This is a genomic window from Amycolatopsis cynarae (assembly GCF_026802195.1).
In the GTDB taxonomy this organism is placed as follows: Bacteria; Actinomycetota; Actinomycetes; order Mycobacteriales; family Pseudonocardiaceae; genus Amycolatopsis_E; species Amycolatopsis_E rhizosphaerae.
The window spans coordinates 3870047-3894439 of the sequence record NZ_CP113836.1; the positions used below are offsets into that span (position 1 = coordinate 3870047).

Annotated in this window: 23 protein-coding genes; 7 read left to right on the forward strand and 16 right to left on the reverse strand. The window is 71.4% G+C overall.

Features of this window, described 5'->3' with window-relative positions:
• The first annotated feature begins 51 nt into the window (after window positions 1–51).
• On the forward strand, window positions 52–1731 hold the full coding sequence (locus ORV05_RS18445; protein ID WP_268759807.1) for a GGDEF domain-containing protein: 1680 nt from the start codon (window positions 52–54) through the stop codon (window positions 1729–1731).
• A 19-nt stretch (window positions 1732–1750) separates the two neighbouring features.
• Here ORV05_RS18445 and ORV05_RS18450 read toward each other — a convergent pair whose 3' ends face one another.
• From ORV05_RS18450 to ORV05_RS18485, 8 genes are all read right to left on the reverse strand, one after another.
• Complete coding sequence (locus ORV05_RS18450; RefSeq protein WP_268440673.1) at window positions 1751–2284, reverse strand: snapalysin family zinc-dependent metalloprotease; 534 nt, start codon at window positions 2282–2284, stop codon at window positions 1751–1753.
• Window positions 2285–2474: 190 nt separating this feature from the next.
• Window positions 2475–2870, reverse strand: a complete 396-nt coding sequence (locus ORV05_RS18455) for a metal-sulfur cluster assembly factor (RefSeq protein WP_268440674.1) — start codon at window positions 2868–2870, stop codon at window positions 2475–2477.
• Complete coding sequence (sufU, locus tag ORV05_RS18460; RefSeq protein ID WP_268440675.1) at window positions 2867–3313, reverse strand: Fe-S cluster assembly sulfur transfer protein SufU; 447 nt, start codon at window positions 3311–3313, stop codon at window positions 2867–2869. Before sufU ends, ORV05_RS18455 begins: the two co-directional genes overlap by 4 nt.
• Window positions 3310–4614 carry a cysteine desulfurase gene (locus ORV05_RS18465; protein ID WP_268440676.1) on the reverse strand — a complete coding sequence of 435 codons (1305 nt, stop codon included), beginning with the start codon at window positions 4612–4614 and terminating at the stop codon, window positions 3310–3312. The genes sufU and ORV05_RS18465 overlap by 4 nt, the downstream gene beginning before the upstream one ends.
• Window positions 4615–4658: 44 nt before the next feature.
• Window positions 4659–5429 carry a Fe-S cluster assembly ATPase SufC gene (gene sufC, locus ORV05_RS18470; protein ID WP_144586013.1) on the reverse strand — a complete coding sequence of 257 codons (771 nt, stop codon included), beginning with the start codon at window positions 5427–5429 and terminating at the stop codon, window positions 4659–4661.
• A gap of 55 nt (window positions 5430–5484) precedes the next feature.
• Window positions 5485–6657: a Fe-S cluster assembly protein SufD gene (gene sufD, locus ORV05_RS18475; RefSeq protein WP_268440677.1), complete on the reverse strand. Its 1173-nt coding sequence runs from the start codon at window positions 6655–6657 to the stop codon at window positions 5485–5487.
• A 1-nt stretch (window position 6658) separates the two neighbouring features.
• Window positions 6659–8107: a Fe-S cluster assembly protein SufB gene (sufB, locus tag ORV05_RS18480; RefSeq protein WP_268440678.1), complete on the reverse strand. Its 1449-nt coding sequence runs from the start codon at window positions 8105–8107 to the stop codon at window positions 6659–6661.
• Window positions 8104–8856, reverse strand: coding sequence for a helix-turn-helix transcriptional regulator (locus ORV05_RS18485; protein ID WP_268440679.1), 753 nt, complete (start codon window positions 8854–8856; stop codon window positions 8104–8106). The genes sufB and ORV05_RS18485 overlap by 4 nt, the downstream gene beginning before the upstream one ends.
• Before the next feature lie 95 nt (window positions 8857–8951).
• Here ORV05_RS18485 and mptB point away from each other — a divergent pair, with 95 nt between their 5' ends.
• From mptB to ORV05_RS18510, 5 genes are all read left to right on the forward strand, one after another.
• The gene (gene mptB, locus ORV05_RS18490) at window positions 8952–10580 is read left to right on the forward strand and encodes a polyprenol phosphomannose-dependent alpha 1,6 mannosyltransferase MptB (protein WP_407652509.1); all 1629 of its coding nucleotides are present in this window, start codon (window positions 8952–8954) and stop codon (window positions 10578–10580) included.
• A gap of 11 nt (window positions 10581–10591) precedes the next feature.
• Window positions 10592–11518: an ABC transporter ATP-binding protein gene (locus ORV05_RS18495; RefSeq protein ID WP_268440680.1), complete on the forward strand. Its 927-nt coding sequence runs from the start codon at window positions 10592–10594 to the stop codon at window positions 11516–11518.
• A 56-nt stretch (window positions 11519–11574) separates the two neighbouring features.
• Window positions 11575–12300 carry an ABC transporter permease gene (locus ORV05_RS18500; RefSeq protein WP_268759809.1) on the forward strand — a complete coding sequence of 242 codons (726 nt, stop codon included), beginning with the start codon at window positions 11575–11577 and terminating at the stop codon, window positions 12298–12300.
• 25 nt (window positions 12301–12325) lie between these two features.
• Window positions 12326–13303 carry a COX15/CtaA family protein gene (locus tag ORV05_RS18505; RefSeq protein WP_268440681.1) on the forward strand — a complete coding sequence of 326 codons (978 nt, stop codon included), beginning with the start codon at window positions 12326–12328 and terminating at the stop codon, window positions 13301–13303.
• A 145-nt stretch (window positions 13304–13448) separates the two neighbouring features.
• Entirely contained in the window at window positions 13449–14384 is a 936-nt protein-coding gene (locus tag ORV05_RS18510; protein WP_268440682.1) for an acyl-CoA desaturase, read from the forward strand.
• Between the two features lie 17 nt (window positions 14385–14401).
• Here the strand turns inward: ORV05_RS18510 and ORV05_RS18515 are convergent, their stop codons facing one another.
• The gene (locus ORV05_RS18515) at window positions 14402–14716 is read right to left on the reverse strand and encodes a hypothetical protein (protein ID WP_144586005.1); all 315 of its coding nucleotides are present in this window, start codon (window positions 14714–14716) and stop codon (window positions 14402–14404) included.
• 88 nt (window positions 14717–14804) lie between these two features.
• Between ORV05_RS18515 and ORV05_RS18520 the strand changes: the two genes are divergently transcribed.
• Window positions 14805–15776 (forward strand): quinone oxidoreductase family protein, encoded by a 972-nt coding sequence (locus tag ORV05_RS18520; RefSeq protein WP_268440683.1) that lies wholly within the window; start codon window positions 14805–14807, stop codon window positions 15774–15776.
• A 100-nt stretch (window positions 15777–15876) separates the two neighbouring features.
• On the opposite strand, the gene hpnH is transcribed toward ORV05_RS18520, so the two are convergent.
• The 7 genes from hpnH to hpnC are packed head-to-tail and all read right to left on the reverse strand — an operon-like array spanning window position 15877 to window position 24322.
• Window positions 15877–16881 (reverse strand): adenosyl-hopene transferase HpnH, encoded by a 1005-nt coding sequence (hpnH, locus tag ORV05_RS18525; RefSeq protein ID WP_268440684.1) that lies wholly within the window; start codon window positions 16879–16881, stop codon window positions 15877–15879.
• Between the two features lie 3 nt (window positions 16882–16884).
• Complete coding sequence (gene ispH / locus ORV05_RS18530) at window positions 16885–18357, reverse strand: 4-hydroxy-3-methylbut-2-enyl diphosphate reductase (protein WP_268440685.1); 1473 nt, start codon at window positions 18355–18357, stop codon at window positions 16885–16887.
• On the reverse strand, window positions 18354–20261 hold the full coding sequence (shc, locus tag ORV05_RS18535; RefSeq protein ID WP_268440686.1) for a squalene--hopene cyclase: 1908 nt from the start codon (window positions 20259–20261) through the stop codon (window positions 18354–18356). The genes ispH and shc overlap by 4 nt, the downstream gene beginning before the upstream one ends.
• Window positions 20261–21271 carry a polyprenyl synthetase family protein gene (locus ORV05_RS18540; protein ID WP_268440687.1) on the reverse strand — a complete coding sequence of 337 codons (1011 nt, stop codon included), beginning with the start codon at window positions 21269–21271 and terminating at the stop codon, window positions 20261–20263. The genes shc and ORV05_RS18540 overlap by 1 nt, the downstream gene beginning before the upstream one ends.
• Complete coding sequence (hpnE, locus tag ORV05_RS18545) at window positions 21268–22626, reverse strand: hydroxysqualene dehydroxylase HpnE (protein WP_268440688.1); 1359 nt, start codon at window positions 22624–22626, stop codon at window positions 21268–21270. The genes ORV05_RS18540 and hpnE overlap by 4 nt, the downstream gene beginning before the upstream one ends.
• On the reverse strand, window positions 22623–23480 hold the full coding sequence (gene hpnD / locus ORV05_RS18550) for a presqualene diphosphate synthase HpnD (protein ID WP_268440689.1): 858 nt from the start codon (window positions 23478–23480) through the stop codon (window positions 22623–22625). Before hpnD ends, hpnE begins: the two co-directional genes overlap by 4 nt.
• Window positions 23477–24322, reverse strand: coding sequence for a squalene synthase HpnC (gene hpnC, locus ORV05_RS18555; protein ID WP_268440690.1), 846 nt, complete (start codon window positions 24320–24322; stop codon window positions 23477–23479). Before hpnC ends, hpnD begins: the two co-directional genes overlap by 4 nt.
• Window positions 24323–24393 lie beyond the last annotated feature (71 nt).

Below are 24393 nucleotides of genomic sequence, written 5' to 3' on the forward strand. Positions count from 1 at the left end.
GTCTGGAGAAAACCCGCCCTGACCGGCGAAGATCTGGGCGTGTATGCAGCAATGAGCGCGGTCCGCTTCGCCTTCCAGCCGTTGTACAGCCTGCACACCGGTGGCATCGTCGCGCTCGAGGCGCTGGCCCGGCCGGGGAAGGGCTCGGTGCACGAGCTGCTCGACCTCGCCCGCCGGGAACGCCGGCTCGCCGAGGTGGACGTCGCGCTGGCGGTCCAGGCCGCGCGCACCGAGGCCGACTACGAAACGCTGCTCCCCCTGCACCTCAACCTGACCGCCCCCACCGCGGCCGCCCCCGAATCGGCCTTCGACCCGCTGCTGGACGCGCTCGCCCGCGTCGGCCGCCGGCCCCGCGAGGTCGTACTGGAGATCGGCCCGCCGTTCGTCCAGGTGTGGCCGGAGCAACTGCTCGCCGGACTGCACCGGCTCAGCGAGCTGGGGTTCCGGCTGGCACTGGACGGCCTCGGACGCGCGGACCTGCCGTTCTCCCTGCTCGCGGCCGCCCCCGCGGACGTGCTCAAGCTCGACCGCAGCCTGATGAGCGCCCTGCCGCACGACGCCGCGTCGGTCGCCGTCGTGGAATCCCTGGTGCACTACACCTCGCGCACGGACGCGCGCCTGGTCGCCACCGGGCTGGAGACCGAGGCGCAGCTGAGTGCCGTGCGCAAGCTCGGGGTCCGCATCGCACAGGGCAACCTGTTCGCCCCGGCGGCCGACGGCAGGCCGAAGACCCACCTGCTCACCCCCGCGAAACCCGAGGAAGGCGAGCGGCTGCTGACGGGGCCGATCACCATGCCCAGGGTGCGTGACTTCCTGCGCCCGGCCTCCACCCTGCCCGAGGACGCGACGTGCGACGACGTCCGCCACGTCCTCGTGGACGGCGACGCCCCTTCGGGCATCGTCGGGGTGGACGAGCACAACCGTCCACAATGGTCAATCGACCGGACGCGGTTCCTGGTCTCGGTGACCGGACCCTACGGGCACGCGCTGCACGCACGGCGCCCCGCCAGCCGCCTGGCCGACTCGCCGCACGTCATCCACGCCGACGCCGGCGCGTTCGAACTGCTCGAGCTGGTCACCGACGCGGACTGGAGCCGCACCGGCGACGACGTGGTGGTGGTCGACGACCACGGCCGGTGCCTCGGCGTGGTGCTGGTGACGGAGGTGGTGCGCGGTGTGGCCGAGGCGAAGGTCGAAGCAGCCGCCGCGCTCAACCCGCTGACCCGCCTGCCCGGCAGCGACACCCTCGCCCGCGACATCGACCGCAGGATCGCCTGCCGCGAAGCCTTCGTGATCGCCTGGCTGGACGTCGATGCGTTCAAGTCGGTCAACGACAGCTGCGGCTTCGCCGCCGGGGACGACCTGATCCGCGCGCTCGGCCGGACGCTCACCGACCTGGCCTCGCGGCTGCCACACCTGACCGTGGGCCATGTCGGGGGCGATGACTTCCTGGTGGCCTGCGACGTGGACGAGATCAGCGGCGTGGCCGCCGCCCTGCTGGACACCCCATGGTCGGCCGAGGGCATGCCGGTGACCGTGTCGCTGGCGACGCTGGTCTGCGCCACCTCGTCGATCGCCTCCTACCGCGAGGCTTCGCGGCTGCTGGCTCCGCTGAAGAAGCAGGCCAAGGCCGTGCCGGGGTCGAGTTGGGTGCTGGGCCGCCCCGGCACCGACCGGGTGGAGGTGCTGCGCGGCCGGGGCCGCCACACTCTCGTCGACCACCCCGCGTGAGTCCGCGCCGCACCCGATCTCAGCGCACGAGGCGCGTGAGCGCCGGGGATGCCGCCGCGAACCCCGCGGCGAAGTTCTGCTGGACCTCGGCCGCTTCCTGCGCGTCGGGGACGGCGTTGGTGCAGGAGGTGCCGGGCCCGTGTCCCGACATCAGCTCCGAGCACGGTCCGGAGTAGTCGTCGGCCAGCCCCAGGTTGTGGCCCAGTTCGTGCGCGGCGATGCGGGTGACCGAGTATCCTTCGGCGACCTGCTGCTGGTCGAGGTAGATCTGCCCGCGCCCGTGGCCGTCGGTGGTGGTGTACGACCCCTGGCCGTCGTTGGTCTCGTAGAACACGATGGTCGCCCCGGACCCCGGCACCAGCCGCACGTCGGTGACGGCGTGGTTCCAGTTCGCCGCGGCCTGGTCGATCTGGGCCACGTAGTCCGGTGCCCCCGAGGAGCTGTAGTAGAGCGTGGTGACCGTCGCGGCCTGTGCGGTGGAACCGGTGCCGAGTTGCGTGCCCAGCGCCGTCGCCGCCACCAGCATGCCCGCGAACACCCGCCTGCGATCCATGTCCTGCCCCCAGTTCCTTGCCGTTGGTGATTTACCAGCAAGGTAGCGAGAGGCGGATGTCGGTCACCACCGCCGAAAGTACGGGGTCGGGTATAGGTCGTTATACGGCGAGAAAGTACCCGGGAAACGTGCAGGCCCCTCGCGGAGCGTCCGCGAGGGGCCTGCACAGCACCCACTTGAGAAGTGGTCTTCACACGGTGAAACCGAGGGCCCGGAGCTGCTCCCGGCCGTCCTCGGTGATCTTCTCCGGCCCCCACGGCGGCATCCACACCCAGTTGATGCGGAAGTCCTTGACCAGCCCGGCGTTCCCGACCAGCACCGAGGCGGTCTGGTCCTCGATCACGTCGGTGAGCGGGCACGCCGCCGAAGTCAGCGTCATGTCCAGCGTCACCGTGTTGTCCGCCTCGACGCGGATGTCGTACACCAGGCCGAGGTCCACCACGTTGATCCCCAGTTCCGGGTCGACCACGTCGCGCAGGGCCTCTTCGATGTCCTCGATCTTCGCCACCTCGGCGGCTGGCGGCTGGGCCTGCTCGGGCAGGTCGGCCGCGGTGCGCCCCTCGCGGGTCTGCGTCTCCTCGCTCATGCCTCGGCTCCCTTCTCGGCACGGACCAGCGCGTCCTTGAACGCCATCCAGCCCAGCAGCGCGCACTTCACGCGCGCCGGGTACTTCGCGACGCCGGCGAAGGCCACGCCGTCCTCCAGCACGTCCTCGTCCGGCTCGACCTGCCCGCGGCCCTGCATCAGTTCCACGAACACGTCCATGGTGTGCAACGCCTCGTCCACCGCGTGGCCGGTGACCAGATCGGTCAGCACCGACGCCGAGGCCTGGCTGATCGAGCAGCCCTGGCCCTCGTAGGACACGTCCGTCACCTTGCCGTCGTCCACCTTGAGCCGCAGGGTGATCTCGTCCCCGCAGGTCGGGTTCACCTGGAACGACTCGGCGTCGTAGGGCTCCCGCAGGCCGCGGCCGTGCGGGTTCTTGTAGTGGTCCAGGATGATGTCCTGGTACATGCTTTCCAGGTTCATTCCGCCACCCCGAAGAACCGCTGCGCCTCACGGACCCCGTCGACCAGGGCGTCCACTTCGGACAGATCGTTGTACAGGTAGAAGCTGGCCCGCACGGTCGCCGGGATCTGGCAAGCCCGGTGCAGCGGCCAGGCGCAGTGGTGCCCGACCCGCACCGCGATGCCCAGGCTGTCCAGCACCTGCCCCGCGTCGTGCGGGTGCACCCCGTCGATCACGAACGCGATGGTGGCGCCGCGGTCGGTCGCCTCGGCCGGGCCGATGATCCGCACACCGGGGATCTTCGACAGCCCGGCCAGCGCGGCCTCGGTGAGGACGTGCTCGTGCGCGGCGATGCGGTCCATGCCGATCGCGGTCAGGTAGTCCACCGCCGCACCCAGACCGACCGCCTGGGAGGTCATCGGCACCCCGGCCTCGAACTTCTGCGGCGGCGGGGCGAAGGTGGTCCGCTCCATGGTGACCAGCTCGATCATGGAGCCACCGGTCAGGAACGGCGGCATGGCCTCCAGCAGCGGCCGCCGGCCGTAGAGCACGCCGATCCCGGACGGGGCCAGCATCTTGTGCCCGGAGAACACCGCGAAGTCCACGCCCAGCGCGTGGAAGTCGACCGGCATGTGCGGCACCGACTGGCAGGCGTCGAGCAGGGTGAGCGCCCCGACCTCCTTGGCCCGCTTCACGATCGGCCCGACCGGGTTGATCGTGCCGAGCACATTGGACTGGTGCGCGAACGCGACGAGCTTCGTGCGCTCGTTCACCAGTTCGTCCAGTTCGGACAGATCCAGCCGGAAGTCGCCGGTCAGCCCGAACCAGCGCAGCGTCGCCCCGGTGCGCTGGCACAGCTGCTGCCACGGCACCAGGTTCGCGTGGTGCTCCATGGCGGTGATGACGATCTCGTCGCCGGGGCCGACGACAAAGGACTCGGCGGCGTTCGACGTATCGGTGGCCGCGTTGCTCATCGCGTAGGCGACCAGGTTGATGCCCTCGGTGGCATTCTTGACGAACACCAGCTCGCCCGGGTCGGCGCCGACGAACTCCGCGGTGCGCTTGCGCGCGTACTCGTAGGCGTCCGTGGCCTCCTCGGCCAGTTGGTGCGCACCGCGGTGCACCGCCGCGTTCGAGGTCTCCAGGAATCGGCGCTCGGCGTCCAGCACCTGCCTCGGCCGCTGCGATGTCGCCCCGGAATCCAGGTACACCAACGGTTTCCCGTCACGGACCGTGCGCGACAGGATCGGGAAGTCGGCGCGCACCGCGGCGACGTCCAGAGCTGTAGCCGTCGTGTTGGCGTCCGAGCTCGTGGTGGTCATCGCGCCAACTCCTCTCTCACGTGCCAGTGGAAAGACGGATCGCGTCAGACGGCGGGGGTGCCGACGTACTTGACGTACCCGTTTTCCTCGAGTTCTTCCGCCAGTTCCTTGCCGCCGGACTCGACGACCCGGCCGTCGGCGAAGACGTGCACGAAGTCGGGCGTGATGTGGCGCAGGATCCGGGTGTAGTGCGTGATCAGCATGACGCCGACGTCGTTGCCCGCCTTGTAGTCGTTGACCCCTTGGGACACCACGCGCAGCGCGTCCACGTCCAGGCCCGAGTCGGTCTCGTCCAGGATCGCGATCTTCGGCTTGAGCAGGGCCAGCTGCAGGATCTCGTGCCGCTTCTTCTCGCCGCCGGAGAAGCCTTCGTTCACGCTCCGCTCGGCGAACTCGGGCGCGATCTCCAGCTTGCCCATCTCTTCCTTGACTTCCTTGACCCAGTGCCGCACCTTCGGCGCCTCACCGCGGACCGCGGTCACCGCGGTGCGCAGGAAGTTCGACATCGACACACCGGGCACCTCGACCGGGTACTGCATGGCGAGGAACAGACCCGCGCGTGCCCGCTCGTCCACCGTCATGTCGAGCACGTTCTCGCCGTCGAGCAGCACCTCGCCGGAGGTCACCTCGTACTTGGGGTGCCCGGCGATGGCGTAGGACAGCGTGGACTTGCCCGAACCGTTGGGACCCATGATCGCGTGGGTCTCGCCGGAACGGATCGTCAGGTTGACACCCTTGAGGATCTCCTTGAACGAGTCGCCGCCGTCGTCGGTTTTGACCCCGGCGTGCAGATCCTTGATTTCCAGTGTGGCCATGTCTGTGGTTCTTGTCCTTCGTGTGGCGGGAGGGGCGGTTCGGCTCAGCGGCGGCTCAGCGGCCGACGGCTTCCAGTTCGGCTTCGATCGCGGCCTGCAGGCGCTCGCGCACCTCCGGGATGTCGATCTTGGTGAGGATCTCGTGGAAGAAGCCGCGGACGACCAGCCGCCGCGCCGTCTCCTCCTCGATCCCGCGCGACTGCAGGTAGAACAACTGCTCGTCGTCGAATCTTCCCGTCGCGCTCGCGTGCCCGGCGCCGGCGATCTCGCCGGTCTCGATCTCCAGGTTCGGCACCGAGTCGGCGCGCGCTCCCGAGGTCAGCACCAGGTTCCGGTTGAGCTCGTAGGTGTCGGTGCCTTCGGCGGCGGCGCGGATGAGCACGTCGCCGATCCAGACGGTGTGCGCGTCGTCGCCCTGCAGCGCGCCCTTGTACATGACGTTCGAGCGGCAGTTCGGCACCGCGTGGTCGACGAAGAGCCGGTGTTCCTGGTGCTGCCCCGCGTCGGCGAAGTACAGGCCCAGCAGCTCCAGGTCGCCGCCCTTGTCGGCGAACGTCGCGGTGGGCGACACGCGCACGAGGTCACCGCCGAGGGTCACCACGATGTGCCTCAGCGTGGCGTCCTTGCCGAGCTTGAGGTGCTGTTCGGAGACGTGCACCGCGTCGTCGGCCCAGTCCTGCACGCTGACCACGGTCAGCTTCGCGCCCTCGCCGAGCAGGAACTCGACGTTGTCGGCGTAGGTGCCGGACCCGGTGTGGTCGAGCACGACCGCCGCCTCGGCGTAGGCCTCGGCGCGCACCTGGACGTGACCGTAGGCGACCGCGCCCTCACCGGGCCCGGTCAGCCGGAGCACCGTGGGCTTGGAGGCCCTGGTCTCCTTCCCCACGGTGACCACCGTCGCCGAGGTGAACGAGCTGTAGGCCTGTGCGGCGACCCGGTCGCCCGGTACGCCCGCCTGCCCCAGCCGCTCGTCGTCCCGGCCTACGGTCTCCACCCGGACCTCGGGGGCGGCGTCGGACTCGACCTTGATCTCCCCGGTGGCGGTGGCGGTGCCGTCGTGCAGCCCGCGCAGCCGCTTCATCGGGGTGAACCGCCAGTTCTCCTCGCGGCCCGTCGGGACCTCGAAGGCCTCGACGTCGTACCCGGTGAAGCGCTCGGCGCGGGAGGCCGCCGGAACGACGGCCTCCCCTGCCGCAGCGACGTTGGAGGTTTTGTCAGCCACCGTCATGTCAGCCGACGGCTCCTTCCATCTGCAGTTCGATCAGGCGGTTCAGTTCGAGCGCGTACTCCATGGGCAGCTCGCGCGCGATGGGCTCGACGAACCCGCGCACCACCATGGCCATCGCCTCGTCCTCGGTGAGACCCCGCGACATCAGGTAGAACAGCTGGTCCTCGCTCACCTTCGACACCGTCGCCTCGTGCCCCATGGACACGTCGTCGTTGCGGATGTCGACGTAGGGGTAGGTGTCCGAGCGCGAGATGTTGTCCACCAGCAGCGCGTCGCACTTCACCGTCGAGCGCGAGTGGTGCGCCCGCTTGGCCACGCGCACCAGGCCGCGGTAGGAGGTGCGGCCGCCGCCCCGCGCCACCGACTTCGACACGATGGTCGAGGAGGTGTGCGGCGCCAGGTGCTCCATCTTCGCCCCGGCGTCCTGGTGCTGGCCTTCGCCGGCGAAGGCCACGGACAGCACCTCGCCCTTGGCGTGCTCGCCCATCAGGAAGACCGAGGGGTACTTCATGGTGACCTTGGAGCCGATGTTGCCGTCGATCCACTCCATGGTCGCGCCCTCTTCGGCCTTGGCGCGCTTGGTGACCAGGTTGTAGACGTTGTTCGACCAGTTCTGGATCGTCGTGTAGCGGCAGCGGCCGCCCTTCTTCACGATGATCTCGACCACGGCCGAGTGCAGCGAGTCGGACTTGTAGATCGGCGCGGTGCAGCCTTCCACGTAGTGGACGTAGGCGCCTTCGTCGACGATGATCAGCGTCCGCTCGAACTGGCCCATGTTCTCGGTGTTGATCCGGAAGTAGGCCTGCAGCGGGATGTCCACGTGCACGCCCGGCGGCACGTAGATGAACGAGCCGCCCGACCACACCGCGGTGTTGAGCGCGGAGAACTTGTTGTCCCCGGCCGGGATGACCGAGCCGAAGTACTCCTTGAACAGCTCCGGGTGCTCACGCAGGCCGGTGTCGGTGTCCAGGAACACCACGCCCTGGGCCTCGAGGTCCTCACGGATCTTGTGGTAGACGACCTCGGACTCGTACTGGGCCGCCACCCCCGCGATCAGCCGCTGCTTCTCCGCCTCCGGGATGCCCAGCTTGTCGTAGGTGTTCTTGATGTCGGCGGGCAGTTCGTCCCAGCTGGCCGCCTGCTTCTCGGTGGAGCGGACGAAGTACTTGATGTTGTCGAAGTCGATGCCCGAGAGGTCGGCGCCCCAGTTCGGCATCGGCTTGCGCCCGAAGAGCTTCAGCGCCTTCAGGCGCGTTTCGAGCATCCAGTCCGGCTCGGACTTCTTCGCGGAGATGTCGCGCACGACATCCTCGTTCAGTCCACGCCGGGCGCTGGCTCCCGCCGCATCCGAATCGGCCCAGCCGAACGCGTAGTTGCCCAGGGAGTCGATGGTCTCTTCCTGGGTCAGCGGAGCTGTGGTGGGAGTGCGCTGCTCGGCAGCGGCAGTCATGCGCTGGTCCCTCCATCCGGAGTTCGTGGGTGACCCTGCGGGCTCTCCGCGGGGACGTGGGTGGTGCACGCGGCGTCACCACGCGCGATCGTCGCCAGGCGCTGCACGTGCGTGCCCAGCAACTCGGCGAACGCCTCGGTCTCGGCCTCGCACAGCTGCGGGAACTCGGCTGCGACGTGGGCGACCGGGCAGTGGTGCTGGCACAGCTGCTCACCGCTGCCGACCTGGCGGGTCGACGCAGCGTAACCCTCCCTGGTCAGGGCCGCGGCGAGGGCCTCGGCGCGGCGAGCGGGCTCACCGGAGGCGGTCACCGCCGACCGGTGCGGCTCCACCAGGGAGGCGACCCGCCGTTCGGCGAAGGCCCGGACCGCGTCCTCGCCCGCGTGCTCGGCGAGGAACCGGATGGCCGAGACGGCCAGGTCGTCGTAGGCGTGGCCGAACCGGGCCCGCCCCGCCTCGGTGAGCAGGAAGAGCTTCGCCGGACGGCCGCGACCGCGCGGGCCGCGCCGGGGCGCGTCCCTGGTCTCGGCCTCGCCGTCGGCCAGCAGGGCGTCAAGGTGGCGGCGGACCGCCGTCGGGCTGATGCCCAGCCGGTCCGCGACCACCACGGCGGTCATCGGCCCGTCCTCCAGCAGCAACCGCGCCACGGCGTGCCTGGTCCGGCCCTCGGTGCTCAGCTGTGCGGGCACCGTGACCTCCGGACGGCGTGGCTCGCCGTCCGGCTGTCGTGATGCGCCGCTCTTTTTCACAACATAAGTGTGTCGTATTTCGGCGCCGAGGGCAAAGAGAGATCAATCGGCAGTGACTCGCGTCACGGGTCCGCGCTTGTCGATACCCTTCCAAGGTGGCAATTGGCGAGCCGGAGACCGAAGAGCGACCTGTCGTGTCGCCCGTGCGGCCGCCCGAGGCCGGCGCACTGGAACCCGCGGAGCTGCGGGCCCTGGACGTGGTGCGCAGGCTGGGCACGGTGGGCGCCCTGTTCCTCGCGCTCGGCTCGCTGGGCGCGGGGGCCGCACCGGTGCTCAACCCCGTGCAGGACATCCCCGTCCTGAGGCTGTTCGCCCGCATCCCCACCGTTTCGCTGGCGATGGCGTTCACCGGGATGGGCATGATGGTGCTCGCCTGGCTGATGCTCGGCAGATTCGCCCGTCCGGGGCGCGCCCGGCTGGCCAGCAGACCGCAGCTGACCCGCACGCTGGTGATGTGGCTGACCCCGCTGATGGTCATCCCGCCGCTGTTCTCCCGCGACGTCTACAGCTACCTGGCGCAGAGCGAGATCGTGCACCGCGGGATGGACCCGTACTCCCTCGGCCCGGCGCAGGCCCTCGGCGTCGGCGACCCGCTGACCAGCGGCGTGTCCAACATGTGGCGCGAAACGCCCGCCCCCTACGGCCCGCTGTTCCTCAAGCTGGGCAGCCTGATCTCCGGTGTGGTCGGCGACAACATCGTGGCCGGGGTGCTGCTGCAGCGGGCGATGGCGCTGGCCGGGGTGGTGCTGATCATCTGGGCACTGCCGCGGCTGGCCCGCCGGTTCGGGGTCGAGCCCGCGACCGCGCTGTGGCTCGGCGCGGCCAACCCCCTGGTGCTGTTCCACCTGGTGGCGGGCGCGCACAACGAGGCGCTCGGCATCGGCCTCATGCTCGCCGGGCTCGAACTGGGCATCCGGCGGCTACCGGTCCGCGTGGCCGGTGACACCCCGCCCCCGCTCGCGCGGGGCGAACTGCTGTTCATCGTGCTCGGCGCGACCGTCATCACCCTCGGCGCCGCGGTGAAGATCAACGCGCTGATCGCGCTGGGCTTCTTCGGGGTGGTGATCGCGCGGCGCTGGCACGGCCGCATCGCGGACCTGCTGCGCGCGGGCGCCCTGATGACCGGCGTGTTCGCGGTGGTGATGGTCGCGGTCTGCTACGGCACCGGCCTCGGCTTCGGCTGGGTCGGCGCGCTGGGCACCCCCGGCCTGGTCCGCAGCTGGATCTCCCCCACCGCCGAACTGGCCAACCTCGGCGGCGTGCTCGGCATCGCGCTGGGTCTCGGCAACCACACCGATTCCCTGGTGTCGATCATCCAGCTGGCGGGCACGCTGGTCGCCGGGCTCATCACGGTGAAGTTCCTGTGGGACAGCTTCCGCTGGCGCTGCCGGCCCATCATCGGCCTCGGCGTCTCGCTCGGCGCGTTCATGATGCTGCACGTCGCGATGCAGCCCTGGTGGCTGCTGTGGGCGGTCATCCCGCTCGCCGCGGCCGCCGGGACCTCCCGCTTCCGGGTGGCGGCGACGGTGTTGAGCGCGGTGCTCGCCTTCCTGGCCGGTCCGCCGGGCAGCAGCTTCAACGGTCGTTCGTTCGTGCCGCTGCAGGCCTACGCCGCCGGAATCGTGGTGGTTTTGGTCGCTTTGCTTGTGGTGCGCCGCACAGCGCCCTCGTTGCTGCGCCGCGACCGGACCAGGCCCGCGCCGCTCGCCGGAACGGCGTCGTAGGCTTGTCGGTCGTGAGCACCCCTGCCGTCGAGATCACCGGACTGGTGAAGAGATACGGCTCGAAGACCGCCGTCGACGGCCTGGACCTCAAGATGGACCGCGGCCGGCTGCTGGCCCTGCTCGGGCCCAACGGAGCGGGCAAGACCACCACGGTGGAGATCTGCGAAGGCTTCCTGCGCCCGGACGCCGGCACCGTCCGCGTGCTCGGGCTCGACCCGGCTCGGGACGGCGCCGCCCTCAAACCCCGCATCGGCGTGATGCCCCAGGGCGGCGGGGCCTACCCCGGCGTCCGGGCCGGGGAGATGCTGGGCCTGGTCGCCGCCTGCGCCGCGGACCCGCTCGACCCCGCGTGGCTGCTCGACGTCCTCGGCCTGACCGCCGCCCGCCGCACCCCGTTCAAGCGGCTCTCCGGCGGCCAGCAGCAGCGGCTTTCCCTGGCCTGCGCCCTGGTGGGACGCCCGGAACTGGTCTTCCTCGACGAGCCGACCGCGGGCATGGACCCGCAGGCCCGGCGCCTGGTGTGGGATCTGCTCGGCGCGCTGCGCGCCGACGGGGTGAGCGTGCTGCTCACCACACACCTGATGGAGGAGGCCGAGGCGCTGGCCGACGACGTGGTGATCGTCGACGGCGGCCGGGTCATCGCCGAGGGCACGCCCAGCGCACTGACCGCGGAGGACGGCGACGCCGCGCAGCTGCGCTTCAAGGCGCGCGCCGGGCTGGACACCGCACTGCTGTCCGCCGCGCTGCCCGAGGGCTACCAGGTGGAGGAGCTCGTGGCGGGCAGCTACCGGGTACTCGGCCGGGTCGATCCGCAGGTGGTGTCCACCGTCACCTCGTGGTGTGCGCAACAGGGCGTACTGGCCGAGGAGCTGCACGTGGGCAGGCGTGACCTGGAAGAGGTCTTCCTGGAGCTGACCGGACGGGAGCTGCGCTCGTGACCACCTTCGCCCCCGGCACCTTCACCCCCAAGCCCGGCACCGGCCGTCGCGGGCGGATGCTGCTCGCCCACGCGAAGGTCGAGACGAGCCTCACCCTGCGCAACGGCGAGCAGATCCTGCTCACCCTGCTCATCCCGCTGGCCCTATTGGTCGGCCTCACCGTGCTGGACGTCCTGCCCACCGGCAACCTCGGTTCGGTGTCCAAAGTGGACTGGATCACGCCGAGGATCCTCGCGCTGGCGGTGATGTCCTCCGCCTTCACCGGCCAGGCCATCGCGCTGGGCTTCGACCGCCGCTACGGCGTGCTCAAGCGCCTGTCCGCCACCGCACTGCCCCGCTGGCTGCTGGTCGCCGGGCGCATCGTTTCGGCGCTGGTGGTGGTCGCGGTGCAGGTGGTCGTCCTCGGCATCGTCGCCGCGTTCCTCGGCTGGACCCCGTCCGGCGCCGGCGTGGCCGAGGCCGTCCTGCTGCTGGTGCTGGGCACGCTCAGCTTCGGCGCGCTCGGCGTGCTGCTCGGCGGCGCGCTGCGGGCCGAGGTGGTGCTCGCCCTGGCCAACATCGTGTGGTTCGCGCTGCTGCTGGCCGGAGGGATCCTGCTCGCCCCGTCCGCGCTGCCCTCCGGCGCGGCCACTCTTGTCGAACTGCTGCCCTCCGGCGCGCTCGCCGAGGGCCTGCGCCAAGCACTGGTCGACGGCACCCTCGGGCTGGAGCCCGTCGCAGTGCTGCTCGGCTGGGGTGTTGTGGCGGGCGTCATCGCCACCCGCACCACCCGGCTGACCTGAACCGGACCGGGCCTACCATCGGCGTGTGTTCCTAACGCCCTACGTCGAACGCCTGCCCTATCCGTCGCGCACGGTCCAGCGGGCCATCGGCGTGGCGGCGGTGGTGACCCAGGCCGGGATCGGCGTGACCGGTTCCGTCGTCCGCGTCACCGGCTCCGGACTCGGCTGCTCCACCTGGCCCCAGTGCCAGCCGGGCAGCATGGTGCCCGTCGACCACGCCCAGTACCAGACGATCACCCAGTGGATCGAGTTCGGCAACCGCCTGCTCACCTTCGTGCTCTTCGTCGCCGCGGTCGTGGCCGTGCTCGCGGCCTGGCGCATCGTGCTCGACCACCCGTCCCGGCGCCGACTGGTCAAGCTGGCCTGGACACTGCCCGGCGGCATCGTCCTGCAGGCCGTGGTCGGCGGGATGACGGTGCTCGCGAAGCTCGAATGGTGGACGGTGGCCATCCATTTCCTGGTCTCCACCCCCCTGGTCTGGCTCGCGGTCCTGCTGCTGCGCGCGTTCAACGAAGGCGACGAACCACCCCGTCCGGTCGTCCCCCCGCTCGCCCGGAAGCTGCTCCTGCCGCTCGTCGTGGTGATGTGGCTGGTGCTCGCCGCGGGCACCATGGTCAGCGGCGCCGGTCCGCACGGCGGCGACCCCGGCACCCACCGCTTCCAGGCCCCCATCGAGACGCTCGCCCAGATCCACGGCGGGCTGCTCGTGGCCTACCTGGTCGTGCTGGCGACCTTCGGCCTGGCGCTGATGCGCGGTCCCGTCCCGGCTGAGGTGTGGCGGCGCTACGGAGCCGTCTGGGCCGTGGCGCTCGCGCAGGGCCTGCTCGGCTCCGTCCAGTACGCACTGGGCGTGCCGGAGGTGCTGGTGGCACTGCACGTGCTCGGTTCGGCGCTGGTGATCATCGCGACCGCCGCCCTGTGGTGCGGCTCCCGCGACCGCGGTGCGCCGGTGTCGGCCACTCCCGCCCCGCGCGAATCCGGGGAACTCACCCCCGCCCGCTGAGTCCGCGGCGGACCAGGAGGTCTCCTGCCGGTCATGTGGCGGTAACGCGGCGGCGGCGTCCTCGACAGGACGGCCCGCTACGCTGCGCGTACCCAGGGTGGAATTGTCCGGTTTCACCCGCGGCCCGCAGTGAGGTCCCCGCCCCATGAGTGCCACCGACGTCCGAGCCGGCGCCAAACCGCTGATCTCCCATCACCGGCCGGCGGGGCAGATGATCGTGCTCAAGGCGTTCCTGCTGATCCCGTTCGCGGCCCTGCTCGCCGCCCTGCCCCTGGCCTGGGGCTGGGGACTGTCCTGGCTCGACCTGACGCTGGCCGCCGTGTTCTACGTGGTGGCCACACTCGGCGTCACCGTGGGCTACCACCGCTACTTCACGCACGGCGCCTTCAAGGCCCGGCGGCCGCTGCGGGTGGCCCTCGCCATCGCCGGCAGCATGGCGGTGCAGGGCTCGGTGATCTTCTGGGTGGCCAGTCACCGCCGCCACCACGCGTTCGCCGACCGCGACGGCGACCCGCACTCCCCCTGGCTGTTCGGCACCACACCGCTGGCACTGGCCCGCGGGTTCTGGCACGCGCACATGGGCTGGATGTTCCGCCGCGAGGTCACCAACTACGACCGGTTCGCCCCGGATCTGGTCGCCGACCGCGATCTGCGCCTGGTCAACCGGTACTTCTGGCTGTGGATCACGCTCAGCCTCGGCCTGCCCGCCCTGCTCGGCGGGCTGCTGAGCTGGTCGTGGCAGGGCGCGGTGACCGCCTTCTTCTGGGCGGGGCTGGTGCGCGTCGCCTTCCTGCACCACGTGACCTGGTCGGTCAACTCGATCTGCCACCTGATGGGCGCGCGGCCGTTCACCAGCCGGGACCGGGCGACGAACTTCTGGCCGCTGGCGATCCTGTCCATGGGCGAATCCTGGCACAACTCGCACCACGCCGACCCGACCTGCGCCCGGCACGGGGTGCTGCGCGGCCAGATCGACGTGTCGGCGCGGGTGATCTGGATCTTCGAGAAGCTGCACTGGGCCCGGGACGTGCGCTGGCCCCGGGCGGAGCGGCTCGCGGCCAGGCGCGTCAAGACGGCCTGACCGCGGGCGCAACGGCCTCAGCGACGGGCGCGCGGGCCCGCCATCCGGCGCCGGTGCTCCGGGCCGATCCTGGTGGCGTTGACGGTCTCGGCGTCCCATTCGGCGGGTTCGAGGTCGGCCACCGCCTCGACGAGCGCCTCGCCGGTCGCAGGCGCGGGCACCAATACGTCGCCCAGTGCGCCGTCGGCGCCGACCAGCACGACACGGGCCCCGGCCCGGCCGATGTTCTCCACGACCGCCTTGGACGGCTTGCCGTGCTCGGCGACGAAACGCCGGGCCGCGTTCAGCTGCGCGGCGGTGGGTGCCTTGATCTTCTCGGTCTCTTCAGCCACTCGCGCATCTTAAGCCGTGGGAGCGGAACATCTCACCGACTGTGAGACTTGGTACGGGGGAACGGCAGTCATGATCCGAGGAGGTCCCATGCCCACGGCAGTGCAGATCCACCAGACCGGCGGCCCGGAAGTGCTCAAGGCCGGCGAGGTCGAGATCGGCGATCCCGGCCCCGGGGAACTGCTCGTCGACGTGGCCGCGGCGGGCGTGAACTACATCGACACCTACCACCGCAGCGGCATCTACCAGCTGGAACTTCCCTCCACCCTGGGCATGGAGGGCGCCGGGACGGTGGCGGCCGTCGGCCCCGACGTGACCGGGTTCCGTCCCGGGGACCGGGTCGCCTGGCAGGGGCAGCTCGGCGGGTACGCGCAGCAGGCCCGCATCCCGGCCAGGATCGCGGTGCCGGTGCCGGAGGGCGTCCCGGACGAGACGGCGGCCGCGCTGCTGTTGCAGGGCATCACCGCGCACTACCTCGTGCGCTCCACCTACGAGGTGAAGGAGGGCGACGACATCCTGGTGCACGCCGCGGCGGGCGGGGTGGGGCTGCTGCTGGTGCAGCTGGCCAAGGCCCGCGGCGCACGGGTGATCGGCACGGTGTCCAGCGAAGAGAAGGAGAAGCTCGCGCGCGAGGCCGGTGCCGACGACGTGATCCGCTACGACCAGGTGGACTTCGCCCAGGCCACCCGCGACCTGACCGGCGGCGAAGGGGTCGCCGTCGTCTACGACGGGGTCGGGAAGAACACCTTCGACGGCAGCCTCGCGAGCCTGCGCATCCGGGGCGTGCTCGCGCTGTTCGGCGCGGCGAGCGGCCCGGTGCCGCCCTTCGACCCGCAGCGCCTCAACTCCGGCGGCTCCCTGTACCTCACCCGGCCCACGGCCGCCCACTACGTCCGCACCCGGGAGGAGCTGGACTGGCGGGCCCGGGAGCTCTTCGACGCCGTGACGGGCGGCACCCTCACCGTCCGCATCGGCGGCCGCTACCCCCTGGCCGACGCCCGGCGGGCGCACGAGGACCTGCAGGGCCGCCGCACCACCGGCAAACTCCTGCTCATCCCCTGACCTGGACTCTCCCGGCCATCCCGGGGCTGTGGCGAGCCGTGAAGGGTCCCTTGGTCGAACCGACGGTGAAGGGACCCTTCACGGCCTCAGGCCTCAGGCCTCAGGCGCCGGCGGCGGCGCGGAGGGTCTCCTTCAGCGAGCCCGTGGTGGCGATGACCGCGGTGGGCTCGTAGCCGCAGTGCGCCATGCAGTTGGCGCAGCGCGGGTCCTTGCCGCGGCCGAAGGCGTCCCAGTCGGTCTCCTCGATCAGCTCGCGCCAGGTCTTGGCGTACCCGTCGTCGAGGAGGTAGCACGGCCGCTGCCAGCCCAGCAGCGAGTAGGACGGGATGCCCCACGGGGTGCATTCCAGGTCGCGCTTGCCCTCCAGGAAGTCCAGGAACACCGGCGAGTGGTTGAGCCGCCACTTCTTCCGCCTGCCCCCGGCGAACGCCTTCGCGAACAGCTCGCGCGTCTGCTGCACACCGAGGAAGTGCTCCTGGTCCGGTGCCTTCTCGTAGGCGTAACCCGGTGAGAGCTGCATGTTGTCCACGCCCACCACGTCGTTGAGGTAGTCGAGCACGTCGATGACGTCCTGTGGGGCGTCGGTGTTGAAGAACGTGGTGTTGGTCATCACCCGGAACCCGGCGTCCTTCGCCAGCTTGATCGCGTCGATCGCGGCCTGGAACCCGCCTTCCTTGCGCACCGACGCGTCGTGCTTGTCCTCGAGGCCGTCGATGTGCACCATCCACGCGAAGTTGCGGTGCGGCTTGAACCGGTGGAGGTGCTTGGGCAGCAGCAGCGCGTTCGTGCACAGGAACACGATCTTGTGGCGCTCCAGCAGGATCCGGGTGATCTCGTCGATCTGCGGGTGCATCAGCGGCTCACCCCCGGCGATGGAGACCATCGGCGCCCCGCTCTCCTCCACCGCGCCGATCGCCTGCTGCACCGGCATCCGCTGTTTGAGCAGGTGCGCCGGCTGCTGGATCTTCCCGCACCCGCCGCATTTGAGGTTGCACGCGAACAGCGGTTCCAGTTCGACGAGGATCGCGTACTTGTCCCGGCGCAGCAGTTTCTGCTTCGCCAGGAAGGCCCCCAGCCGGACGGACTGCCGCAGTGGCATGGCCATGGCTTACCCCACCTCTCGCGGTAACGTGAAACGGATGTCTTCGTCGGCCACCTGGCTGTCCCGGACGCGGGTCCGGCCGAGACCGCTCAGGCATCGGGTCAGCTCCTCCACCAGGTGCGGCGGCGCCGACGCACCCGCGGTGATCCCGATCCGCCGCGCCCCGGCCAGCCATCGCAGGTCCACTTCGGACACATCGTCGACCAGATGGGCGGGCGCGCCCTGCCGCCTGGCCACCTCGACCAGCCGCTTGGAGTTGGACGAGTTGGCGGAGCCGACGACCAGGACGAGGTCGGCCTCCCCGGCCACGGCCCGCACGGCCCGCTGGCGGTTCGTCGTGGCGTAGCAGATGTCGTCGCGCCGGGGCGCCTGCATCGCCGGGAACCGCTCACGCAGCACCGTGGCGATCTCTTCGGCCTCGTCGACGGCGAGGGTGGTCTGCATCGCGTACGCCACCTTGCCCGGGTCGCGGGGCTGCACATGGGCGGCGGCGGCCGCGTCCTCGACGACGACGACCTGCCCGGGTGCCTCGCCCACGGTGCCCTCGACCTCTTCGTGGTCGGCGTGGCCGATGAGGAACACCGTGTCACCGCGGGCCGAATAGCGGCGAACCTCGTTGTGCACCTTGGTGACCAGCGGGCAGGTCGCGTCGATCACCTGGAGTTCCTTCGCCGCGGCGGCCTGGCGCACCGAGGGAGCGACCCCGTGGGCGGCCAGCACGGTGGTGGCCCCGGGCGGCACGTCCTCGATCTCCTGCACGAACACCGCACCCAGGCCTTCCAGCCGCCGCACCACATGCACGTTGTGCACGATCTGGCGCCGCACGTAGACCGGGGCGCCGTACCGTTGCAACGCCCGTTCCACGATCTCGATCGCGCGGTCCACACCGGCGCAGAACGACCGCGGACTGGCGAGCAGGACCTCGCCGCTGCCCGTGGCCTCGCACCATTCCCGCAGCACCGGCGCCGCCGCATGCAGGGAGCGCAGCCCGGCGATGCCGCGCAGCACGGTTCCCGGGCGCCACAGTGGACGGTCCGGGGTGTCCACGATGGCACGGACCACGGCCAGTGGGCCCGGGACCCCGGCGAACTGTGCGGACTCCATGTCGACCGCGAGCGCACCGCCGACGGCCAGCCGTGCCCGGTCCGCTCCCTCCACCAGGGTGTCCGAGGAAGCGATCGGTCCGGTATGGACGGTCAGGCCGAGGCGGCGCAGCGCACCGGCCAGCAGGTGCGCCGAGGGCAGCCGCACCGGCCCCCCTGGTCCGTCGATCTCGGTGGCGACCACCAGATCGCCCGGCCGCACCCGCCCGGTCAGCCCGCCGGCGACCCCGGCGACGAGCACCGCGGTGTCGCCGCCGAAGCGGCGGGCGGATTCGGCGGCGCGGCGCGGTCCCATTCCCGTGTGCAGCACCCGCAGCCCGGGAACCCGCACCGCGGCGGCCTCCAGGTACATCGGCGCACACACCACACCGTTCATCGTGCCCCCACGTACCGGCCCAGCGCGGAGATCGGGAAGACCAGGCGGTAGAGGTGGTAGTTGATGTAGAAGTCGCCGGGGAAGCCGGTCCCGGTGAACTGCGGCTCGTCCCAGCCGCCCTCGGGCCGCTGGGTCTCCAGCAGCCACCGCACCCCGCGCTCCACAGTGGACGATTCGTGTTCACCGGCGGCGAGCAGGGCCAGCAGGGCCCACGCGGTCTGGGAAGCGGTCGAGGTGCCCTTGCCGATCCAGGACCGATCGCGATAGGACCGCAGGTCCTCGCCCCAGCCGCCGTCGGGATTCTGGTGGGCGGCCAGCCAGTTCACGGCGCGGCGGATCGCCGGAACACCCGCCGGTACCCCCGCCGCGACCAGCGCGGGGACCACGGCCCCGGTGCCGTAGACGTGGTTGGCGCCCCACCGGCCGAACCACGAGCCGTCCTCCTCCTGCGCGCCGAGCAGCCACGCCACTCCCCTGCGGCATTCGGTGGTGCCCGCCAGCCCCTCCGCGGCGAGCATCTCCACCACGTGCGCGGTGACGTCGGCCGAGGGCGGGTCGATCACCGCGCCGAAATCGCAGAACGGCAGTTGCGTGGTGACCGTCCGCGTGTTGTCGGCGTCGAAGGCACCCCAGCCGCCGTCGGCGGACTGCATGCCCAGCAGCCAGGTGATCGCGCGCTCGATCGCGTCCTTCAGTCGCGGCTGGTCCGGGTGCGCGGTGCGCCGCAGGGCGAGCACCACTTCGGCGGTGTCGTCGGTGTCGGGGTAGATGTCGTTGGCGAACTCGAAGGCCCACCCGCCCGGCGGGGTGGCGGGGCGCCTGACCGACCAGTCCCCTCGCTGCCGGATCTCCTCGCCCAGCAGCCAGTCCGCCGCCTTGAGCACGGCCGGATCGTCCGCGGGGACCCCGGCGTCGGCCAGCGCGGTGAGCGCCAGGCCGGTGTCCCACACCGGTGACTGGCAGGCCTCCAGCCTGCGCACCCAGCCCTGCCCGGTGTGCTCACGGATGACGAAACCGTCCAGGCCCGTCAACCCGGCCCGCATCGCCGGATGCTCGAACGGATAGCCCAGCAGGTGCAGCGCCAGCAGCGAATACACCCACGGCGGCTGGATTCCTCCCCACGAGCCGTCGGCCTCCTGGCGGGCCAGGATCCACTCCGCCGCCTGACGCATCGCCAGGCCTCGCAGGGGTTTCACCGGCAGCTTCGCGTAGGTGTGCAGGGCCTTGTCGAGGTAGTGGAAGGCCCCCGGCCAGGTCCACGGCCTGACCTTCGTGCGGAGCCGCAGCCCGGTCCGCAGCTCGTCGATGCCGAACGGCAGCGGCCGCACCGGCCGGAGCGTGGCGACCACGGTCAGCGGCACCACGGTCTGGCGCGCCCAGCAGGCCCAGTCGTAGACGTTGAGCGGGAACCACGAGGGCAGGAAGATCAGCTCGGGTGGCATGTTCGGCAGTTCGTCCCACGACCACAGGCCGAACAGCGCCAGCCAGATGCGGGTGAACACCCGGCTGCGTTCGACCCCGCCCTGCGCGAGCACGAACTTCGCCGCCGCCGCCATGTGCGGCTCCTCCGGCGCATCCCCGGCCAGCCGCAGCGCCACCCAGGCTTCGACGGTGGTGGACAGGTCTCCGGGGCCGCCGTAGAAATTGGCCCAGGTGCCGTCGGGCCGCTGCTGCGAGCGGATCCACCGCGCGGCCTCCTCGGTCTCCCGTGCGGTGCGGATGCCGAGGAACTCCCGCAGCAGCAGGTCCTCGGCGTCCTGGGTGACGTTGGTTTCCAGCTCGCCCTTCCACCAGCCGCCGGGTTCCTGCGCGGCCTTCAGGTGCGCCACCGCCCGGCCGAGGGCGGCGCCGGCCTCGGCCGCGAGCGGTCCGGGGCGGTGGACGGGCTCGGTCGTGGACGTCATCAAGCCTCCCTGGTGACGATGAACCGGGCCAGCGACAGCAGTTCCTCGCGGGCGCGGTCGGCTATGGCGGCGTCTTCGAGCTTGCGTTGCCCGGCGGCCATCCGCCGGTAGGCCTCGTCGAGAGCCCACGTCCGGCCCCCGGCGCCCTCGACCAGCTCCGCGGCGCGCCGCACGGAATCCTCGCCCGGAGTGCCCGGACGGGCGAGCCACTCCGCCAGTTCCCGGCCGAGCGCCCCGCCGTGGGTAACCGCGTAGGTGACCGGCAGGCTCTTCTTGCGCGCACGCAGGTCCGAGTGGACCGGCTTGCCGGTGACCTCGGGCTCGCCCCAGATGCCGAGCACGTCGTCGACGAGCTGGAAGGCCAGCCCGAGATCGGCCCCGAACCCGGCGAGGGCTTCGACGGTCTCCTGTGGTGCGCACGCCAGCACGGCACCGATCGCCGTGCTCGCCGACAGCAGCGCCCCGGTCTTGCCCGCGGCCATGTCCAGGCATTCGTCGAGCGTGACGTCGTTGCGCTGTTCGAACGCGACGTCGAGCACCTGCCCGCGGATCAGTTCGTTGGTGGCCTCGGCGAGCAGGCGCGCGGCGGCCACCGCGCCCGGTCCTTCCCCGTCGAGCAGCACCTCCTGCGCCAGGGACAGCATCGCGTCGCCGGTCAGGATCGCACTGGCCGCGCCGCGCACCGCCCACACCGTCGGCCGGTGCCGCCGTTCGGTGTCGCCGTCCATCAGATCGTCGTGCAGCAGCGAGAAGTTGTGCACCAGTTCGACGGCGACCGCGCCGGGCAGGCCAGTTTCCGGGCAGGCCCCGGCCGCTTGGGCGGACAGCAGCGCGAGCGCCGGGCGCACCGCCTTGCCTCCGCCCGCGGTGGGCTTGCCGTCCAAGTCGGTCCAGCCGAGGTGGTAGTAGGCGATCGACCGGCTGGTCGGATCCAGCCGCTCCAGGGCCGCCCGCATCGCGGGCATGATCGCCTGCCTGCCCTGGTGGAGAGCATCGAGAACAGCGGTCATGCGGGTATCCCTTCCGATCTGCCCGGCACCCCCGGGATGCTGCCGAGTAGGGCTTGGGTGGCCGCTTCCCCGCTGCGCGCGGCGCCTTCCATGGTCGCGGGCCACCCGGTGGCGGTCCACGCTCCGGCGAGCACGACGCCCTCGGCCGCGGTGACGGCCGCCGGGCGCAGCGCCGCGCATCCCGGCGCCGGCCGGAACGTGGCGTGCCGCTCCCTGGTGACGAAGAAGTCGCGGACGGACGCCCCGGCCGACGACGGCAGGAGCCGCCGCAGGGCGGGGACCATCCGGCGGCGGATCTCGGCCACCGGGAGGTCGATGAACTCGTCGGCCGCCGACAACGAGACGGCCAGGTACTGCCCACCGTCCACACCGGAGGGTGCGGTCCGGTCGAACACCCACTGCACCGGGGAGTCGACCGCGGCGAAGAACGGTTCGTCCAGCACCCGCCGGTCGAACACGACGTGCGCGTTGACGATCGGCGAGCTGCCGAGAGCGTCGTGCCAGCCCGCGGGCAGGGTCACGCTGCCGGGCGGCAGCAGCCGCGCGGCCACCGGCGGGGGCACCGCCAGCACCACCCGGTCGGCCTCCAGCGCGCCGGTGGAGGCCGCGATCCGCCAGGTGCCGCCGCCGGGCACCAGCCCGGTGACCTTCGCGCCGGTCAGCACCCTGGCCCCGGCCGCGGCCAGCCGCTCCGCCGCCGGGTCGCCGTGCAGTTCCCGCAGCGGCACCGTCGACCAGCCGATGTCGGCCGCGTCGGCCTCGGTCAGCAGGCCGAGCTGGAACACCGTCGCGGCCAGCCCGAGCGAGGCGCCGGTGGCGGGCGCGTTCAGCGTGGCGATGCCGACCAGGTCCCACAGCTTCCGCACGGCCTGCTCGCTCTGCCCGTGCTCGGACAGCCAGCCACCGAAGGACCGCCGGTCCGAAGCCGCCGACACCGGATCGACCCTCCGCAGGGCCAGTGCCGCACCGGCGAAGCGCATCCGGTCCAGAAGCGGCAGCGGCCGGTACTTCAGCACGGAGTCCGCCAGGTGCCAGGGCGCGGGGAGGCCGTTGCGGCGCAGCCACACGGGTGCGGGCAACCGGGGCGAGCGAACCTGGATCGCCAGCCTCGGCTGCAGGTACACCTTGCCGGTCACGCCCAGCCGGTCCAGCAGGCGGCGGTAGGAGGTGCAGCACCGCAGGAACACGTGCTGGCCGTTGTCCACCGCCAGCCCGCCGCGGCGGAAGGAGTGCGTCAGCCCGCCGAGATGGCCGCGGGATTCGAGCAGCGTCACGTCCAGGCCGGCGTCGGCGCACCCCAGGGCCGCGGTGATGCCCGCGAGCCCGCCGCCGATCACCGCCACCCGGGTTCTCACGCCGCCCGCCCCGACAGCGCCCGCGCCGCGACCCCCAGTTTTTCCCGTCCGGACAAGGACAGCCTCCGCTCGAACACGGCCTCGGGCCGTTCCGCGATGCGGTCGGTGAGCCTGCGGTAGATACCCGCCATGGCCTGGCAGCAGGCCGCGCTGCGGCGGTCCAGCAGCGGCGCGAGACGCAACCCGTCGGCGTACCACGCCCGGGCCCGTGCCGCGCTGAACCGGATGAGCTCGCTCAGCGCTCCGTCCCGGTCGATCAGCCGGCCCCGGGCGTCGAGGGCCAGTTCGACGCCGAACGCGTCGAGGTCCTCCTGCGGCAGGTACACCCGGCCGTTGCCGAGGTCTTCGCGGATGTCGCGCAGGATGTTGGTCTGCTGCAACGCGATGCCGAGCGCGTCCGAATAGCGGGGAGCCTCGGGATCGGGCCGGTGCCCGAACACGCCCAGGCACAGGCGTCCGATGGAACCCGCGACGCAGCGGCAGTACGTGGTCAGCTCGTCGAAGGTGGCGTAACGCCGCCCTTCGACGTCCATCCACACCCCGTCGAGCAGTTCGTCGAAAGCACCGAGCGGAATCGGGAACCTGCGGGCGGCGTCGGCGAGGGCGACCAGCACCGGATCGGCCGATTCCTGGAGTGCGGCCAGGGATTTGCGGACCTCCTCCAGCCGTCCGGACTTCTGCTCGACCGGAAGGTCGCCGTCGCCGATGTCGTCGATCCGGCGTGCCAGCGCGTAGACCGCGCACAGCGCGGCCCGGCGCGGCCTGGTGAGGAGACGGATTCCGTAGAAGAAGTTGCGGGCCTCGGTCCTGGTGATCTCTTCGCAGGCGCGATACGCCTCTTCGACCGTGGTCACCGGCGCCCACCCCACACCATCAGCACGGCCAGATGGCGCAGGACGTCCCGCTTGCGTGGCCGCGGCGTGGCGGACAGGACATCCCATCGGGCACGGCGGAGCGCGTCCGCGGTCGCCAGACCGCCGGCGACGTAACCGGAGATGGCGGGCCGGGCCCAGCCGTGCACCTGCGACACCAGTACCGCTCCCTGTCTCAGCTGATCCTGTGCTTTTCCGGTCTGCGCCGCCACGACTCCCCGCAGTCCTCGGCTCGCCGAGACGGCGTCGAGGTCCTCCTCCGGGACGGAAAACGCTTTCAAATCCTCTTGGGGGAGGTAGATCCGGCCCTTGCGCCGGTCCTCCGCGACGTCCTGGCAGTGCTCGAGAAGCTGGAGCGCGGTGCAGACCAGGTCGGACGCGCGCGCGGCCGCCGAGGAATCAGCCGACTCGGCCCCGAAGATCCGCAGCACGATCCGGCCGACCGGATTCGCGGACAGTGCACAGTAGGCCTCCAGTTCGGCCTGGGTGGCATAGCGGGTGATGCGCTGGTCCTGCAGGTTGGCGAGCACCAGCCGGTCGAAGGGTTCCCGGTCCAGCCGCCTCGCCCGGATCGTGGGCACGAGACGGCGCAGGACCGGCTCCTGCGGGGCACCTTCCCAGGCGCGAGCGAGGTCCTTCCGGAACCGTAGCAGCGCGGCGGTCGCGTCGCCTGCCGACTCATCCCCCAAATCATCGATAACGCGCACGACGTCATACACCGCGCCGAGATCGCGCCGAAGGTCACGCGGGAGTATCCGCAACGCTACCGGAAAGTTTTCCGCGCGTTTCTTTTCCTCGAGGGCTGCGCCGGTCGTGGCCACCATCCGGGGTGGGATCCGGGGTAGTCCAGGCCCCTCGACCGTGTCGTCACCTGTCGGTGCTGGCCTCATTCGCC

What these genes read in the sequence shown, in the direction of transcription:
- ORV05_RS18445 (WP_268759807.1), top strand. Translation starts at nt 52, where the DNA reads ATGAGCGCGGTCCGCTTCGCCTTCCAGCCGTTGTACAGCCTGCACACC.
- ORV05_RS18450 (WP_268440673.1), bottom strand. Translation starts at nt 2,284, where the DNA reads ATGGATCGCAGGCGGGTGTTCGCGGGCATGCTGGTGGCGGCGACGGCG.
- ORV05_RS18455 (WP_268440674.1), bottom strand. Translation starts at nt 2,870, where the DNA reads ATGAGCGAGGAGACGCAGACCCGCGAGGGGCGCACCGCGGCCGACCTG.
- sufU (WP_268440675.1), bottom strand. Translation starts at nt 3,313, where the DNA reads ATGAACCTGGAAAGCATGTACCAGGACATCATCCTGGACCACTACAAG.
- ORV05_RS18465 (WP_268440676.1), bottom strand. Translation starts at nt 4,614, where the DNA reads ATGACCACCACGAGCTCGGACGCCAACACGACGGCTACAGCTCTGGAC.
- sufC (WP_144586013.1), bottom strand. Translation starts at nt 5,429, where the DNA reads ATGGCCACACTGGAAATCAAGGATCTGCACGCCGGGGTCAAAACCGAC.
- sufD (WP_268440677.1), bottom strand. Translation starts at nt 6,657, where the DNA reads ATGACGGTGGCTGACAAAACCTCCAACGTCGCTGCGGCAGGGGAGGCC.
- sufB (WP_268440678.1), bottom strand. Translation starts at nt 8,107, where the DNA reads ATGACTGCCGCTGCCGAGCAGCGCACTCCCACCACAGCTCCGCTGACC.
- ORV05_RS18500 (WP_268759809.1), top strand. Translation starts at nt 11,575, where the DNA reads ATGCTGCTCGCCCACGCGAAGGTCGAGACGAGCCTCACCCTGCGCAAC.
- ORV05_RS18510 (WP_268440682.1), top strand. Translation starts at nt 13,449, where the DNA reads ATGAGTGCCACCGACGTCCGAGCCGGCGCCAAACCGCTGATCTCCCAT.
- ORV05_RS18520 (WP_268440683.1), top strand. Translation starts at nt 14,805, where the DNA reads ATGCCCACGGCAGTGCAGATCCACCAGACCGGCGGCCCGGAAGTGCTC.
- hpnH (WP_268440684.1), bottom strand. Translation starts at nt 16,881, where the DNA reads ATGGCCATGCCACTGCGGCAGTCCGTCCGGCTGGGGGCCTTCCTGGCG.
- ispH (WP_268440685.1), bottom strand. Translation starts at nt 18,357, where the DNA reads ATGAACGGTGTGGTGTGTGCGCCGATGTACCTGGAGGCCGCCGCGGTG.
- shc (WP_268440686.1), bottom strand. Translation starts at nt 20,261, where the DNA reads ATGACGTCCACGACCGAGCCCGTCCACCGCCCCGGACCGCTCGCGGCC.
- ORV05_RS18540 (WP_268440687.1), bottom strand. Translation starts at nt 21,271, where the DNA reads ATGACCGCTGTTCTCGATGCTCTCCACCAGGGCAGGCAGGCGATCATG.
- hpnC (WP_268440690.1), bottom strand. Translation starts at nt 24,322, where the DNA reads ATGGTGGCCACGACCGGCGCAGCCCTCGAGGAAAAGAAACGCGCGGAA.